This is a genomic window from Streptomyces sp. A18 (assembly GCF_059026065.1).
Genome location: NZ_JBWLKL010000007.1, coordinates 281,174 through 295,720, shown reverse-complemented (window position 1 = coordinate 295,720; position 14,547 = coordinate 281,174). Strand labels below are relative to the sequence as shown.

Here is a 14,547-nt window from a genome sequence, read left to right as displayed (position 1 = left end):
TCTCACCTGGTCATCGCCGGTCTCTCACCGGCCCCGGTAAGCAGCCGTCGGCGGCTCAGGAGCCGGTGCCGGTCCGTCCCCAGTCCGGCCCCGCCTTGTCCCAGGCCTGGTCCCAGCGGTCGTAGCGCCGCAGGACGATGCGCCAGACCACCAGTCGCCTGGTCCCTTCGACGAGTCCGGCCACCGCCACCGCGGCACCGAATCCGGCGATCGCCGCATGCGTGCTCGCGGTCGCGCCGTCCAGCGGGCGGCCGACCACCTGGCCGCGCTCGTCCGTCCAGAGCCGGAAGCGGTCGCCCGGGTCGGGGGACCGGAGGTCGGCCAGCACCGTGCCGGAGTGCGCCGTGCCGTCCGGGGCGGTCCATTCGGCGATCACACGGCTGTGCCTGTCCCGCGCGGACGCCGTCTCGGGATCGGGGTCGACCGGGGGGCCCGAGACCTTCTTGACCACGGTGCCGGTGACTTCGTGACGGACCTCGCGCTGTTCCCGCACCGACTGGAGCAGGGCGTCCTGCGAGAGACCGCCGATCGCGAGGCCGGCCAGCGGCGCGGCGACGACGATGAGCAGCACGGCCGCGCAGGCCACCCAGGCTTCGACGAGGTCGGTCTTCCGGCGCAGCGGATTGTGGCGCCAGCGCCAGAGTCCGACGAGAGCTCGCACAGTCCTGCACCCCCTTCCGCGTCCGTCATAACCGCGTACGGCGTCTCCCACGCGCCGGTGCCGAGAAGAGAGAGGCATATCACCCTTCTCGTCCACTCTCATTCACGCTCAACGACCGTGCCCGGCCTTCGAGTTCCCACCCCGGGGAGCTTCAGTCGAGAACGGTGAACGGGTCGCCGATGCGGACCGATCCAGTCGTTTCCGGCACGAGATTCTGCCCGAAGACCAGCTGGTCACCGAAGCGGCGGTGCTCGGAGAGCGTCCGCAAGGGCTCCTTGCCGCGCTCCGCGCTGCGCTGGTCGGTGGTGGTCACCACACAGCGGCCGCACTTCTTGGCCACCCGGAAGGTGACGTCGCCGATCGCGACGCGCGACCAGTCGTCCTCGGCCCAGGGCGCGGTGCCGTCCACGACCACATTCGGCCGGAAACGGTTCATGGGGAGCGGCCCCTCGTCGGCGTGATCGCCCTGCGCGATGAGCGAGTTCAGGGCGTCGAGGGAGGAGAGCGTGGTCAGCAGCAGCGGATACCCGTCGGCGAAGGAGACGGTCTCGCCTTCCTTGGCGTACGCGGGATCGATGGGCCGCCGGGTGGCGGGGTCGTCGAGGTGGACGAGCCGGGCGCCGGTGTCCAGATAGGCGCTGAACCACGCGTGCGCCGCCGCGTCGGCGGGCACCGCCTCGACCTTGTCCTTCCAGATCTCCACCGTGACGGTCTCGCCGGAGGGCGGCACGGCGACCGTCAGCGGCTCCTGGCCGGGCGCGGACATGCGTATGCCGCCGCCGGGCAGGAGCTCGGCGGCGGCCAACGCCAGCCTCGGATGCGGCCGTTGCGTGATGATCCGTCCATCGCTGTCCACCAGCACCCACCGTCGGTCACCCGCGAGTCCCCAGGGCTCGACGACGGCCTCACGCGGAGCGTGTCCCCCGACCGCCTTGAGCGGGTAGTAGTGGATCGAGTGCAGCGCTGGATTCGGCATGCGGCCATCCTGCCAGCAGGTGCTGACAGGGGCGCATGCGGGCGAATCAGTAGCCGCGGTAGGGGCGGTTGTACGGATCCTCGTACGTCGCCGGGGCGGGGCGGGGTGCCGCGGGGCGCATGGCCTCGTAGCCCGTTCCGGCCGGGGGGCGCTGTTGTTGCTGGGGCCCCGGGTAGCCGCGCGGCGCCGATGGCTGCTGCGGGATGTACGGAGCGGGCGCCTGCTGCATCGGAGCGGGCTGCTGCGCGTAGCCGTACGCGGGGTTGTGGTGGGACGGGGCCGCCGGCAGAGCGGGCAGAGCCGCTGCCGGGAGCGCGGGCAGGTGACTGCCCGTGTCGTACGCGGAGGGGACCCGGATCGGGGCGATCTGAGGAGTACCCCGCTCGGCGACAAGGGAGTCGTAGATCGGAGTGTCCGGGAAGGACGGCGCGGAGTAGTAACCGCCGCCATAGGTGGAGCGGGGGGAGGTCATGACACATAAGTTAAGCCCTTGATGTGCTGGTTGGGGAGACCGATAAGAGGGTTGTTTTACGTGTCGGTAGTGACTGGACATCCCCAATGCGAGCGAACTTAGGAAAAATCGGTCGCGTGGACGTGCATGGATCCTGTAAAAGCCAAGCTCCGTACGGGTTACCTGCGGTTGACGCACGGTTGACGGGACGGCCGTGCGGCGGGGTGTCGGCGGTCGACATGGGCCTCTCAGGGGTCCGGGTAATAGGTTGGTCATGAACGGGACGGCGGCCTGGCCGGACGTGGCGACTTGCGATGGGGGCGGACATGACAATGGCTAAAGGATCGAATGTTCCCGTGCCGGCACCTGCCGTGCGCGTGGAATTGGGATGGTCTTCAGGAGCAGGAGTACCGGACGCCGACGCGTCGGCTCTGTTGCTCGCCGCTTCCGGGAAGGTCCGCTCGGACGACGACTTCGTCTTCTACAACCAGCCGGTCCACTCCTCCGGCGCCGTGCGCCACGAGGGCAAGAAGAACGACGGCGGCCGGGTGACCGACGCGCTCGTGGTGGATTTCGCGCGCGTGGAGCCCGCCATCGAGACCGTGGTGCTCGCCGCCTCGACGGACGGCGGCACCTTCGGGCAGATCCCCGGACTCTTCATCCGGGTCGTCGACGCGGCGAACGGCGCCGAGATCGCGCGCTACGACAGCGAGGACGCGACCGTCGAGACGGCGTTCGTCCTCGGGGAGCTCTACCGACGCCAGGGCGCGTGGAAGTTCCGCGCCGTCGGTCAGGGCTACAGCAGCGGGCTCGAGGGCCTGGCCACGGATTACGGGATCTCTGTGGACGAGCCGCAGCAGACACCGTCGGCGCCCGCTCCGGCCGCAGTGCAGCCCCCCGCCGCTCCGGCGGCCCCCGTGCAGGCACCGCCCCCGCCCGCCCAGGTGCCCGCCGCCGCTCCCGCCGGCCAGCCCGTGCGGCTCTCCAAGGTCACGCTCACCAAGGACGCGCCGTCCATCTCGCTGAAGAAGCAGGGCGGCACATCCGGCGCGATGCGCGTGAACCTCAACTGGGAGGTGCGCAAGCAGTTCAAGGGCTGGGCCAGCAAGCTCGGCCGGGCCGTGGCGATGCACGCGGACCTCGACCTCGACCTGTGCGCCCTGTACGAACTGGCCGACGGCCGCAAGGGTGTCGTCCAGGCGCTCGGCAACGCCTTCGGATCCCTCGACCAGCCCCCGTACCTCCTGCTCGACGGCGACGACCGCACCGGTGCCGTGGCCAGCGGCGAGAACCTCACGGTCAACCTGGACCACATCAAGGACTTCAAGCGCATCGTCATCTTCGTGACGATCTACGAAGGCGCGCGCAGCTTCGCCGACCTGAACGCCACCGTGACCCTCCAGCCCCAGCACGGCGCCTCCATCGACTTCTCCCTCGACGAGTGCACGGTGCCCTCCACGGTGTGCGCGCTCGCGCTGCTCACGAACAACAACGGCGACCTCTTCGTCCAGCGCGAGGCCCGCTACCTGGTGCCCGAGCGCGGCGTGAGCCCGCAGCGCACCATCGACTACGCGTACGGCTGGGGCATGAACTGGACGCCCGGCAGGAAGTGAGCGCCCACCGGGGCTGGCTCAGCGCCGATCGGCGGCGGGATCGGGGCGGGCATACGTCCGCCCCTTCCACGCCGCTCCGCGCCCCCTGTAGTGCTGCACCGCCGAGTCCACCGTCATGAGCAGGTAGAGGAAAGCGGTGAACGGCAGCAGGGGAGCGAGCCAGAGCGTCTGCCGGTAGTAGCGCAGCATCGGGATGTACGTCGCCGTCATCACGAGCCACGCGAGCCCGCCGAGCAAAGCGGTCAGCGCACCGCCGGTGGCCAGGCCGGCGAACAGCGCGGCCGGGGGCGCCAGATAGATGAGGGCGAGCCCCAGGACCGTACCGAGCAGGATCAGGGGGTTGTGCCGCAGTTGGGCGTAGGCGCTGCGCGAGACCATCCGCCAGAGGTCGCCGAGCCCGGGATAGGGGCGCACGCTGTCGACGCGCTCCGCGAGCCCCAGCCAGATCCGGCCGCCCGAGCGCTTCACTGCTCCGGCGAGCGTCACGTCGTCGATCACCGCGTGCCGGATGGAGTCGGGGATCCCCGCGCGTTCCGCGGCGTCCGCGCTCAGCAGGACGCAACCGCCCGCGGCGGCGGCCGTGCGCGAGCCCTTCTGGGCGATCCAGCGGAACGGATACAGCTGCGCGAAGAAATACACGAAGGCCGGGACGACGAGCCGCTCCCACCTGCTCGCCACACGCAGCCGCGCCATCAGCGAGACAAGGTCGAATCCGGCCGTTTCCGCGGCCGCGACCAACTCCCGCAGACTGTCCGGCTCATGGGCGATGTCCGCGTCGGTCAGCAGGAAGTACCGGGGCTCACGCGCGCGTGCCAGGCCGATTCCGTGCCGTACGGCCCAGAGCTTGCCGGTCCAGCCCGGCGGCGGCTCACCCGGTGAACCGACGGTCAGCGGCAGACCGCCCTGCCGGTCGGCCAGCGCGCGGGCCAGCGCACCGGTGCCGTCCGAACTCCCGTCGTCGACAAGGAAGATCTCCGCCTGCCCCGGATAGTCCTGGGCGAGGAGTGAGGGCAGGCTCTCGGGCAGCACGGCGGCCTCGTCACGCGCGGGAACGACGACGCAGACCGAGGGCCAGGTGTCCGGTTCGCGGCGGGGCGGCAGACGCAGGTCCGTGCGCCAGAAGAAGCCCTGCCCCAACAGCAGCCACAGCCAGGCGGCAAGCGATGCGGCGGCGGTCCACACAACGACGCTCATCCGCCGCAGTCTGCCCCACGGCACCGGACGCGCGAGGCCGATCGACTATGGTGACCGGGTGAAGATCGCGCTCATCGACTCCGGTATCGGCCTGCTCCCCGCCGCGGCGGCGGTCCGCCGTCTGCGGCCGGACGCCGATCTCGTCCTCTCCTCGGACCCCGACGGACTGCCCTGGGGACCGCGCTCGGCCGAGGACGTCACGGAGCGCTCGCTCGCCATCGCGGAGGCAGCCGCCGCGCACGACCCCCAGGCGCTGATCGTCGCCTGCAACACCTCGTCGGTGCACGCCCTGCCCGCACTGCGCGCCCGGTTCGAGCCCCACCTGCCCATCATCGGCACCGTGCCGGCGATCAAGCCGGCCGCGGCCGGCGGCGGCCCCATCGCCATCTGGGCCACTCCCGCCACCACCGGAAGCCCCTACCAGCGAGGCCTCATCGAGGAGTTCGCCGGCGGCGTCGGCGTCACCGAGGTGCCCTGCCCCGGCCTCGCGGACGCCGTGCAGTACGCGGACGAGGCGGCCATCGACAAGGCGGTCGCCGCCGCGGCGGCCCTCACCCCGCGTGACGTAAGGGCCGTCGTCCTGGGCTGCACTCATTACGAGCTGGTCGGAGAGCGCATCCGCGCCGCCCTCCAGCAGCCCGAGCTGCCGCCCCTGGTCCTGCACGGCTCCGCCGGAGCGGTCGCCGCACAGGCGCTGCGCAGGACCGGCGAGCTGCCCGGCGCCGGCACCGGCGCGGAAGGCGGCCTGACGGTGATCCTCAGCGGCCGCGCCGCCGAGCTGCCCGTCGCGGCGCACACGTACGCGGAAGGCAGGCTGCTCGCGGCGGTCAGCCCCGCGCGCTGAGCCCGTACAGAACCGCGCGTCCCGTCCAGCCGGAGCAGTAACGCTCCGCGATGCGGTGCCTTCCCTCCGGAACCTGGGTAGTCTCGTTCGCATGAGGGACCACACCCACGGCGAGCGGGGCAGCACAGCCGACGCCCCGCCGGAAGTCTGGACCGGAAGCGCGACCAACCGCGCGCAGTGGCTGCTGGCGTCGGCCGGTGCTCTCTGCCTGGCACTGGGGATCGAGCTGGCCGTCGACAACATGTGGACGTCCGGGATCGCGGCCCTGGCCATGTCCGTCGTGGGGTGCATCGCCGCCGGGCTTCTGATCCTGTTCGGCACCCTCGCCTTCGTCCATGTCGCCGTGAAGGTCGACAAGGACTCCCTTGAAGTGCGCTGCGGGCACATGGGCCTGCCGCGCCGCCGCATCCTGCTCGCCCACGTGGTGGACGCCGACTTCGCGCAGGCCGTCAGCCCTCGGCAGTGGGGCGGCTGGGGCTACCGCTCGCGGCCCGACATCGGCACCGCCGTCGTCGTCAGACGCGGCGAGGGCCTGGTGCTCAGCCTGGGCGACGGCCACAAGTTCACGGTCACCGTCGACGACGCCGAAGCGGCCGTACGTATCATCCGCGACCGGCTCGGCCTGGCGAGGAGCCCGGCGGCCTGACCGGCCCCGGCTCGTCGCCCAGCGGCCGCGCCGTGGCGATACCCGCGAGGTAGCCCGCACCCGTCGTCACCGCCGTGACGCTCAGCGCGTTGCCGACCGAGGCCACGGCGGCGAGCGCCGTCAGGGCCGCGCCCGCCGACAGGACGACCTGGGTCGAGCGCGGTGAGCGGTACAGGGCGTACAGAAGCCAGCAGAACACCGCAGCGAGCAGGACCACGCCCGCAAGACCCTGCTCGGCCGCCTGCTGCAACGGCGCCGAATGGGGCCTGCCGTCCGTGAGGAGATGCTCGGCCACCGTGGGACTGGAGTCGGCGAACTTGCCGGGACCCACACCGATCGCCGGTTCCTGACCGGCCAGCGCGAGCGCGTCGTGCCACAACTCGACCCGGTGCCCGTCGAGCTGTCCCTCCAGGGACGCGCTCAGCCCCTCCGGGAGTGCGTCATCGGCGATCGCCCAGGTCAGACCGGTCACCACCGCCGTCGCCAGGGCGAGACCTGCCAGGCCGAGCACCCTGCGCCGCATCAGGGCGGTCGCCAGCGAACAGAGCAGGATCCCGATGCACGCGACGAGACCGGCCATCGAGCCGAGCACGGCGGCGGCCACCACGACGCCCACGGCGAGCAGCCGCATCGCGAGCCGGGTCGAGGGCCGCCGAGCCGCCCACGCCGCACTGCACGCCGCCCCCGACGCCAGGATCAGGAGAGCGGCGGCTGCGCCGGTGTGGCCGAGCGGCGCCGTGCTGACGGGTCCCGGAGTGAGGTGCGGTGCCGCCGCCGCGAGGCCGATCCCGGCCAGCGCACCGGCGCAGGGCGCGGCGACCGGCAGCAGCGCGCCGCAGATCCGCCCGCCCGCGTACCCCGCGGCCACCGCGAGCACCGCGAGGAGCACGCCCTCGGGCTGACCGCCGTGCACCCCGGCGCTGATCAAGGTCCAGGCCGCGCACACGCCGAGCAGGGCGCAGCCCGTCGCGTCGGACGCGCTGCGCCGTTCGTACGCCCCTGGTGGCCCGGCCGTCGCGGCCATCCCCGTTGTCCCCACCCCGTCGCCCCCCGCCGTGTGACGGGCCCCGAACGCTGTGGCTTGATCCGGCCGCAGGTCAGGGACTCGGGCACACCGTAGCCGCTGGGACCGTTGGATGTGGACGTCTTGCGCAGGAACGATACGGCGATCGCGCGTACGTGCCCGCGCCGGCCGGGGCTCGACCGTCCTGTCCGTGGCCAGGTGACGCGCCGTACACTCCCGGAGTGACCGCCACCACCACCTCCGTAGACGAGTCGGAGCAGCTCGGACCGCAGCCCGCGCCCGCGTCGCGCAAGGCCCGCTTCCTGAGAGCGCTCGTCCCGGCCGCCGCGGCGGCACTCTCCGGAGTGCTGCTGTACGTCAGTTTCCCGCCACGCACCCTGTGGTGGCTGGCGCTGCCGGCCTTCGCGGTCTTCGCCTGGTGTCTGCACGGCCGCAGCTGGAAGGCGGGCCTCGGGCTCGGCTACCTCTTCGGCCTCGGCTTCTTGCTGCCGCTCCTGGTGTGGACCGGCGTCGAGGTCGGTCCGGGACCCTGGCTGGCGCTGGCCGCCATCGAGGCGATGTTCGTCGCTCTCGTCGGCGCCGGCATCGCTGCCGTCTCCCGGCTGCCCGGCTATCCGCTCTGGGCGGCGGCCCTCTGGATCGCCGGTGAGGCGGCACGCGCGCGCGTGCCCTTCAGCGGATTTCCCTGGGGGAAGATCGCCTTCGGGCAGGCGGACGGCGTCTTCCTGCCGTTGGCCGCGCTGGGCGGCACCCCGGTGCTCGGGTTCGCGGTCGTCCTGTGCGGGTTCGGCCTGTACGAGATCGTCCGTCAGGCCATCGCCTTGCGCGGCACCCGTGTCGTACGCCGTGGTGCGGCGGCAGCGGCCCTGCTCAGCGTGCTCGTCCCGGTCGCCGGTGCCTTCGCCGCGCGTCCGCTCGTCAGCGACGACGCCGAGGACGGCACCGCGACCGTCGCGGCCATCCAGGGCAACGTCCCGCAGGCGGGCCTGGAGTTCAACGCCCAGCGCCGCGCCGTGCTCGACCACCATGTGCGCGAGACCGAGCGGCTCGCGGACCGGGTGAAGGCGGGCGAGGCGAAGCAGCCGGACTTCGTCCTGTGGCCGGAGAATTCCTCCGACATCGACCCGTTCACCAACCCGGACGCCCGCGAGGCGATCGAGCGCGCGGTCAAGGCGATCGGCGCCCCCATCTCGGTCGGCGGGGTCGTCGGGACCAAGGACGGCAAGCTCTTCAACGAGCAGATCCTGTGGGACCCGAAGAAGGGCCCCACGGACACCTACGACAAGCGGCAGATCCAGCCCTTCGGCGAGTACATCCCGCTGCGCGATCTCGTCGGCTTCTTCAGCAGCGACGTCGGCATGGTGCGCCAGGACTTCAGCCGCGGCACGGAGCCCGGCGTCTTCACCATGGCGGGCACGAAGGTGGGCCTGGCCACCTGCTACGAAGCGGCCTTCGACTGGGCGGTGCGCGACACCGTCACCAACGGGGCGCAGCTGATCTCGGTGCCCAGCAACAACGCGACGTTCGACCGCAGCGAGATGACCTACCAGCAGCTGGCGATGTCGCGGATCCGCGCCGTCGAGCACAGCCGCACCGTCACCGTCCCGGTGACCAGCGGTGTCAGCGCGATCATCATGCCGGACGGCCGGGTCTCCCAGAAGACGACGTGGTTCACCGCCGACTCGCTCGTCGAGGAGGTGCCGCTGCGCTCCTCACAGACCCCGGCCACCCGGTCCGGCGTCCTGCCCGAGGTCATCCTCGTGCTGATCGCCGCCGGTGGTCTCGGCTGGGCGGTGACGGGCGCCGTACGGGCCAGGCGCGCCCGCCAGTCCCGTTAGGGTCGACGGCATGGCAACTCCTGACTTCATCCGCACGATCCGGGCCGACGCGGGCCACCAGCTGTTGTGGCTCCCCGGAGTCACCGCCATCGTCTTCGACGACGAGGGCAGAGTGCTCCTCGGGCGGCGCTCCGACAACGGCAAGTGGTCGGTCATCGGCGGCATCCCGGATCCGGGGGAGCAGCCCGCAGCGTGCGCCGTGCGCGAGGTGTTCGAGGAGACCGCGGTGCACTGCGTGCCCGAGCGCGTGGTGCTGGTCGAGGCCCTGGAGCCGGTGACGTACCCGAACGGCGACACCTGCCAGTTCATGGACATCACCCTGCGCTGCCGCGCCGTCGGCGGAGAGGCCCGCGTCAACGACGACGAGTCGCTCGAAGTGGGCTGGTTCGCCGTGGACCAGCTGCCCGACCTGCACGAGTTCGGGGTCTTCCGGATCAAGCAGGCCATGGCGGAGGAACAGCCCACCTGGTTCGACCGCTCCTGAACCCTCCGCCGGCCCTCGGCCGGTACTCAGCTCGCCTTGATCATGTCCGCGCACTTCTCGCCGATCATCATCGTGGTGATGCACGGGTTGACCGCGGGCAGGAACGGCATGACCGACGCGTCGGCGACGCGCAGGCCGGTGACGCCCTTGACCCGCAGCTCGGCGTCGAGCGGCGAGTCCGCGTCGTCGCTCGCGCCCATCCGCACGGTGCCCGCCGGGTGGTAGACGGTGTTGTGGGTCTGGCGGATGTAGGCGAACAGCTCGTCGTCGGTCGTGGCGTCCGGTCCCGGAGCGAGCTCGGTGCCCGCCCAGTCCGCCATCGGCGCCTGCGCGGCGATCTCACGGGCCAGGCGGAGCCCGTACGTCATCACGCGGACGTCGTGCTCGTCGGTGAAGTAGCGCGGGTCGACCTTCGGCTTGTCCCGGAAGTCGCGGGTGCGCAGCCGGACCGTGCCCATGGAGCGGGCGCGGGTGACGTTCGGCGTGAGGCAGAAGGCGTTGTCGGTGGTCGGGTAGCCGCGCCGGTAGGTGTTCATGTCGAAGGGCACCGAGCCGTAGTGGAACATCAGGTCGGGCCGGTCGAGGCCCGCCTCGGTGTCCGCGAAGATGCCGATCTCCCACCACTGGGTGGAGGAGGTGACCATCGGCTGCTTCGCCTCCCACATGATCACGCCCTCGGGGTGGTCCTGGAGGTGGGCGCCGACCCCGGGGGAGTCCACCCGTACGTCCACGCCGCACTCCCGCAGATGCCCGGCGGGGCCGATCCCCGACAGCATCAGGAGCTTGGGCGAGTCGATGGCACCGCAGGACACGATCACCTCGCGGCTCGCCGTGACCCGGCCGCTGTGCACGGTGTCGGGCTCCAGGTACTCGACGCCCGTGCAGCGCTTGCCCTCGTCGAACAGCAGCCGCTTGGCCTGGAGTCCCGTGCGTACCTCGAGGTTGGGCCGCTTGCCGAGGATCGGGTGCAGATACGAGACCGAGGCCGACGAACGGGTGCCGTCGGGGCGGGAGTTGATCTGGAACCAGTGGGCGCCACGCGTCACCGTCTTGCCGGTGTTGAACGGGGTGGTGGGGATGCCCGCCGCCGCGCACGCCTCCAACAGGGCGGCGCCGCAGGGGTCGTTCGGCGGGACGCTCATGATGTTCACCGGGCCCGAGCGGCCGTGGTGGTCGCCCGGCGCGTCGTTGGTCTCCAGACGCTGGTAGAGCGGGAAGCAGTCCGCGGCGCTCCAGCCCGTGCAGCCCAGCGAGCCCCACTCGTCGAGGTCCTCGGCGGGGGCCCAGAAGGCGATGCAGGAGTTGTGCGACGAGCAGCCGCCCAGCACCTTGGCGCGGGCGTGCCGCATGAAACTGTTGCCGTTCTCCTGCGGCTCCACCGGGTAGTCCCAGTCGTAACCGGACTCCAACAGGGCCATCCAGCGGTCCAGTTGGAGGATGTTGTCGTCGCCGACGTCCGACGGTCCTGCCTCCAGCACGCAGACACTGACGTCCGGGTCCTCGGTCAGCCGCGCGGCGACGACGGCGCCTGCCGTGCCGCCGCCGACCACCACGTAGTCGAACTCGGAGCTGGGACTCTCTGCGGGCATGGTGACTCCAGATCAGAGGGGGTTCAGGGGGCGGCCGACGGCGGCGGGGGAGTGGTGGGGTCGGTGGCCTCGAAGCGGTGCTCGGCGAGGACACCCGTCTTGTGCCGCTGCACGAACCAGTAGTAGGCGAAGCCGCCGAGGGCGACGACGCCGATGAAGAGGAAAGCTCCCCAGCGCAGGTACCAGTGCTGCGGCCCGGTGGCGTTGTAGACCTCCGCGCGCGGCCAGGCCAGGTTCAGGGCCATGGCCGCGCCCCAGAGCACCGCGATGATGTTGATCGGCAGACCCCACCGGCCGAGGGAGAACTTCCCTTCGGCGGGCGTCCACTGGCCGCGCAACCGCTTGAGCAGCATCGGTACCGTGACGAGCAGATACGCCACGTAGATCATGATGATCGCGATGCTCGTGATCACCGAGAAGATCTGCGGCTGGTTGATGTTGATCACCAGGATGACGACGCCGACGATGCCGATGAGCACGGCGGGCACCACGGGGGTCTGGAAGCGCGGGCTGACCTTGGCCAGATGCGTGCCCGCCGGGAGGTTGTTGTCCCGTGCCATGGCGAACATCAGCCGGATGCCGGCGGCCTGCACGGCCAGGACGCAGACGGTGATGGCGACGACCACGCACCACAGGAAGATCTCGCCGATGGTCGAACCGAGCGTCTCCAGGACCACGTACTGCAGTCCGCCGGTGGAGAGCTCCTCGGCCTGCAGATCCGGGACCGCGAGCAGCGCGAACAGCAGGATGAACGCGCCGATGGTGAAGGAGGCGATGAGGGCACGCAGGATGGCGCGGGGTGCGTTGCGGCCCGGATTGTGCGACTCCTCGCCGAGCGAGGAGGCCGTGTCGAATCCGTACATCACGTACGCCGACGCCAGCGACGCGGTCAGGAAGGCGCCGAAATACCCGAGCGACTGGCCGCTGCCCAGGCCGTTCGTCTCGGTGAGGGCGGTGCTGGGACCCCGGGTGATGTGCGCCCCCAGGAAGATGATCAGCAGGACCGCGGCGATCAGCTCGATGAACACTCCCGCCGAGTTGATCTGGGCCATGAGCTTGACCCCGAACGCGTTCACCACGGTGGAGAACAGGATGAGGACCGTGCCGAGGAGCACGGCGTTGGCCGCCGCGTCGTTCTTGCCGCTGCCGTCCCCCACGAACTGGAACCAGCCGTCGATCTGCGGCAGCGTGATCTGGTAGGCGAGTGCCACGGCGGAGAGCGTGACCATGGTGGCCGTCATCATCATCCAGCCGCCGAGCCAGCCGACGTGCGGACCGCCCATCTTCTTGGCCCAGTTGTAGATGGAGCCCGCGACCGGATACCGGGCGGCAAGCTCGCAGAAGCACAGGGCCACCATCAGCTGACCGACGAAGACCATCGGCCAGGACCACCAGTAGGCGGGACCGCCGAAGCTGACGCCGAAGTAGAAGAGCTGGAAGGTGCCGGTCAGGATCGAGATGTAGCTGATTCCGGCCGCGAAGGTGTGGAAGTTGCCGAGGGTCCGTTTGAGTTCCGGGCGGTAGCCCAGCTCGCCGAGCGCGTCGTCGTCGTGCTGGCCCTGCGTCCTCTCGGGGACGGCGGGGTCCGGGCCTGGGCCGGAAACCGTACTCATTCGAACCACCTCTGAGGGGTCGGTGCGAGGTTGCGCCAGATGTGCTTGGGCTCTTGGTACTCGGCGAGGCCCGCGGGCCCCAGTTCACGGCCGAAGCCGGACTGCTTCATGCCACCCCACTCCGCCTGCGGGACGTAGGGATGGAAGTCGTTGATCCACACCGTTCCGGCCCGCATCCGGGCCGCCACGCGCTGCGCCTTGGGGGTGTCCTGCGACCAGACGGCGCCCGCGAGCCCGTAGACGGTGTCGTTGGCGAGCGCGATCGCCTCCTCCTCGTCCCGGAACCGCTCCACGGTGAGCACAGGGCCGAACGACTCGTCGGTGACCACGGACATGCCCGGCGTGCATTCGTCGAGCACGGTCGGCGGGTAGTAGTAGCCGTCCTTCAGCGCCGGGTCGTCGGGGCGCGCGCCGCCGCAGCGCAGGACCGCACCCTCGGCGATGCCCGCCGCCACGTACGCCTCGACCTTGTCGCGGTGCGCGGCGGAGATCAGCGGCCCCGTGCGGGCGTTGAGGTCGAAGGGCCCGCCGAGCCGGATCTGCCGCGCGCGCTCGACCACTTCGTCGACGAACCTGTCGTGCAGCGAGTCCTCGACGAGCAGCCGCGCCCCCGCCGAGCAGACCTGGCCCGAGTGCAGGAAGATCGCCATCAGGGCGTAGTCGACGGCGGCCTCGAAGTCGGCGTCGGCGAAGACGATGTTCGGGTTCTTGCCGCCCAGTTCCAGGGCGACCTTCTTCACCGTGGGCGCCGCGGCGGCCATGATGCGCCGCCCGGTGACGAGCCCGCCGGTGAACGACACCAGGTCGACCCGCGGGTCCTCGCTGAGCGGCGCGCCCGCGGTGGGGCCCGCGCCGAGGATCAGGTTGGCGGCACCGGAAGGCAGGCCGGCCTCGGTGAGCAGCCGCATCAGGATGATCGCGGTGTGCGGGGTCAGCTCGCTGGGCTTGAGGACGAAGGTGTTGCCCGCGCCGAGCGCAGGGGCGACCTTCCAGGCGGTCTGCAGCAGCGGATAGTTCCACGGAGTGATCAGCGCGCAGACCCCGACCGGCTCGTGTACCACCCGGCTGTCCACCTCCGGGCTGCCGGCGTCGACGATGCGGTCGGTGCCGCCCGACGCCGTCAGGTTGCCGAAGTAGCGGAAGCAGTTCGCGATGTCGTCCATGTCGTACTCGCTCTCCACGAGCCGCTTCCCGGTGTCCAGGGATTCGGCGCGGGCGAGCGCGTCCTTGTCGCGTTCGAGGAGGTCGGCCACGCGCAGCAGCAGACGGCCGCGCTCGGCAGCCGGAGTGCCGGGCCATGGCCCGCTGTCGAAGGCCTCACGCGCGGCGGCGATCGCCGCCGCGGCATCCTTCGGCCCGGCTTCGTCGACGGTCGCGACCAGGGTGTTGTCCGCGGGGCAGCGGATCTCCCGTACCTGCCCGTCCGCGGCAGTGGTCCATGTTCCGCCGATGAACAGCTCCGGCATGATGGCTCCTCGGGGATGGAATGCGCGGGTGCTCCACGAAAGGACGGTAAGGAGAACCGGCCACTTTCGCACTACAGGAGCCGCTATCCGGCGCAGCAGTTTCGATCCGCCCCCGCAGGATCAGGCATGCGCCGCAGGACCACCAGGC

Annotated in this window: 13 protein-coding genes; 5 read left to right on the top strand and 8 right to left on the bottom strand. The window is 71.1% G+C overall.

Annotation, left to right across the window (positions count from 1 at the left end):
• Nucleotides 1–55: 55 nt before the first annotated feature.
• From AC5P1C_RS15050 to AC5P1C_RS15040, 3 genes are all read right to left on the bottom strand, one after another.
• A complete protein-coding gene (locus tag AC5P1C_RS15050) occupies nt 56–661 on the bottom strand; it encodes an Rv1733c family protein (RefSeq protein ID WP_493866299.1) in 606 nt (201 codons plus the stop codon).
• 151 nt (nt 662–812) lie between these two features.
• Nucleotides 813–1,637 (bottom strand): MOSC domain-containing protein, encoded by an 825-nt coding sequence (locus AC5P1C_RS15045; protein WP_493866298.1) that lies wholly within the window; start codon nt 1,635–1,637, stop codon nt 813–815.
• 46 nt (nt 1,638–1,683) lie between these two features.
• A complete protein-coding gene (locus tag AC5P1C_RS15040; protein ID WP_493866297.1) occupies nt 1,684–2,109 on the bottom strand; it encodes a DUF6643 family protein in 426 nt (141 codons plus the stop codon).
• 293 nt (nt 2,110–2,402) lie between these two features.
• Here AC5P1C_RS15040 and AC5P1C_RS15035 point away from each other — a divergent pair, with 293 nt between their 5' ends.
• On the top strand, nt 2,403–3,701 hold the full coding sequence (locus AC5P1C_RS15035) for a TerD family protein (RefSeq protein ID WP_493866296.1): 1,299 nt from the start codon (nt 2,403–2,405) through the stop codon (nt 3,699–3,701).
• A gap of 18 nt (nt 3,702–3,719) precedes the next feature.
• Here AC5P1C_RS15035 and AC5P1C_RS15030 read toward each other — a convergent pair whose 3' ends face one another.
• Complete coding sequence (locus tag AC5P1C_RS15030; RefSeq protein ID WP_493866295.1) at nt 3,720–4,895, bottom strand: glycosyltransferase; 1,176 nt, start codon at nt 4,893–4,895, stop codon at nt 3,720–3,722.
• Between the two features lie 58 nt (nt 4,896–4,953).
• Between AC5P1C_RS15030 and AC5P1C_RS15025 the strand changes: the two genes are divergently transcribed.
• Entirely contained in the window at nt 4,954–5,739 is a 786-nt protein-coding gene (locus tag AC5P1C_RS15025) for a glutamate racemase (RefSeq protein ID WP_493866294.1), read from the top strand.
• Nucleotides 5,740–5,830: 91 nt separating this feature from the next.
• Nucleotides 5,831–6,385: a hypothetical protein gene (locus AC5P1C_RS15020; RefSeq protein ID WP_493866293.1), complete on the top strand. Its 555-nt coding sequence runs from the start codon at nt 5,831–5,833 to the stop codon at nt 6,383–6,385.
• On the opposite strand, the gene AC5P1C_RS15015 is transcribed toward AC5P1C_RS15020, so the two are convergent.
• Nucleotides 6,342–7,409: an O-antigen ligase family protein gene (locus AC5P1C_RS15015; protein ID WP_493866292.1), complete on the bottom strand. Its 1,068-nt coding sequence runs from the start codon at nt 7,407–7,409 to the stop codon at nt 6,342–6,344. The two genes, AC5P1C_RS15020 and AC5P1C_RS15015, sit on opposite strands and share 44 nt — an antisense overlap.
• A 221-nt stretch (nt 7,410–7,630) precedes the next feature.
• On the opposite strand from AC5P1C_RS15015, the gene lnt reads away from it, so the two are divergent.
• Together lnt and AC5P1C_RS15005 are read left to right on the top strand one after the other, a co-directional pair.
• Nucleotides 7,631–9,247, top strand: coding sequence for an apolipoprotein N-acyltransferase (lnt, locus tag AC5P1C_RS15010; RefSeq protein WP_493866291.1), 1,617 nt, complete (start codon nt 7,631–7,633; stop codon nt 9,245–9,247).
• Between the two features lie 10 nt (nt 9,248–9,257).
• Nucleotides 9,258–9,731, top strand: coding sequence for an NUDIX hydrolase (locus AC5P1C_RS15005; protein WP_493866290.1), 474 nt, complete (start codon nt 9,258–9,260; stop codon nt 9,729–9,731).
• 26 nt (nt 9,732–9,757) lie between these two features.
• Here AC5P1C_RS15005 and AC5P1C_RS15000 read toward each other — a convergent pair whose 3' ends face one another.
• The 3 genes from AC5P1C_RS15000 to AC5P1C_RS14990 are packed head-to-tail and all read right to left on the bottom strand — an operon-like array spanning nt 9,758 to nt 14,399.
• The gene (locus AC5P1C_RS15000; RefSeq protein ID WP_493866289.1) at nt 9,758–11,320 is read right to left on the bottom strand and encodes a GMC family oxidoreductase; all 1,563 of its coding nucleotides are present in this window, start codon (nt 11,318–11,320) and stop codon (nt 9,758–9,760) included.
• A 23-nt stretch (nt 11,321–11,343) separates the two neighbouring features.
• Nucleotides 11,344–12,933 carry an APC family permease gene (locus AC5P1C_RS14995; protein ID WP_493866288.1) on the bottom strand — a complete coding sequence of 530 codons (1,590 nt, stop codon included), beginning with the start codon at nt 12,931–12,933 and terminating at the stop codon, nt 11,344–11,346.
• The gene (locus AC5P1C_RS14990; protein WP_493866287.1) at nt 12,930–14,399 is read right to left on the bottom strand and encodes an aldehyde dehydrogenase family protein; all 1,470 of its coding nucleotides are present in this window, start codon (nt 14,397–14,399) and stop codon (nt 12,930–12,932) included. Before AC5P1C_RS14990 ends, AC5P1C_RS14995 begins: the two co-directional genes overlap by 4 nt.
• Nucleotides 14,400–14,547: the final 148 nt, after the last annotated feature.

What these genes read in the sequence shown, in the direction of transcription:
- AC5P1C_RS15020 (WP_493866293.1), top strand. Translation starts at nt 5,831, where the DNA reads ATGAGGGACCACACCCACGGCGAGCGGGGCAGCACAGCCGACGCCCCG.
- AC5P1C_RS14995 (WP_493866288.1), bottom strand. Translation starts at nt 12,933, where the DNA reads ATGAGTACGGTTTCCGGCCCAGGCCCGGACCCCGCCGTCCCCGAGAGG.
- AC5P1C_RS15030 (WP_493866295.1), bottom strand. Translation starts at nt 4,895, where the DNA reads ATGAGCGTCGTTGTGTGGACCGCCGCCGCATCGCTTGCCGCCTGGCTG.
- AC5P1C_RS15045 (WP_493866298.1), bottom strand. Translation starts at nt 1,637, where the DNA reads ATGCCGAATCCAGCGCTGCACTCGATCCACTACTACCCGCTCAAGGCG.
- AC5P1C_RS15000 (WP_493866289.1), bottom strand. Translation starts at nt 11,320, where the DNA reads ATGCCCGCAGAGAGTCCCAGCTCCGAGTTCGACTACGTGGTGGTCGGC.
- AC5P1C_RS15005 (WP_493866290.1), top strand. Translation starts at nt 9,258, where the DNA reads ATGGCAACTCCTGACTTCATCCGCACGATCCGGGCCGACGCGGGCCAC.
- AC5P1C_RS15015 (WP_493866292.1), bottom strand. Translation starts at nt 7,409, where the DNA reads ATGGCCGCGACGGCCGGGCCACCAGGGGCGTACGAACGGCGCAGCGCG.
- AC5P1C_RS14990 (WP_493866287.1), bottom strand. Translation starts at nt 14,399, where the DNA reads ATGCCGGAGCTGTTCATCGGCGGAACATGGACCACTGCCGCGGACGGG.
- AC5P1C_RS15035 (WP_493866296.1), top strand. Translation starts at nt 2,403, where the DNA reads ATGGGGGCGGACATGACAATGGCTAAAGGATCGAATGTTCCCGTGCCG.
- AC5P1C_RS15040 (WP_493866297.1), bottom strand. Translation starts at nt 2,109, where the DNA reads ATGACCTCCCCCCGCTCCACCTATGGCGGCGGTTACTACTCCGCGCCG.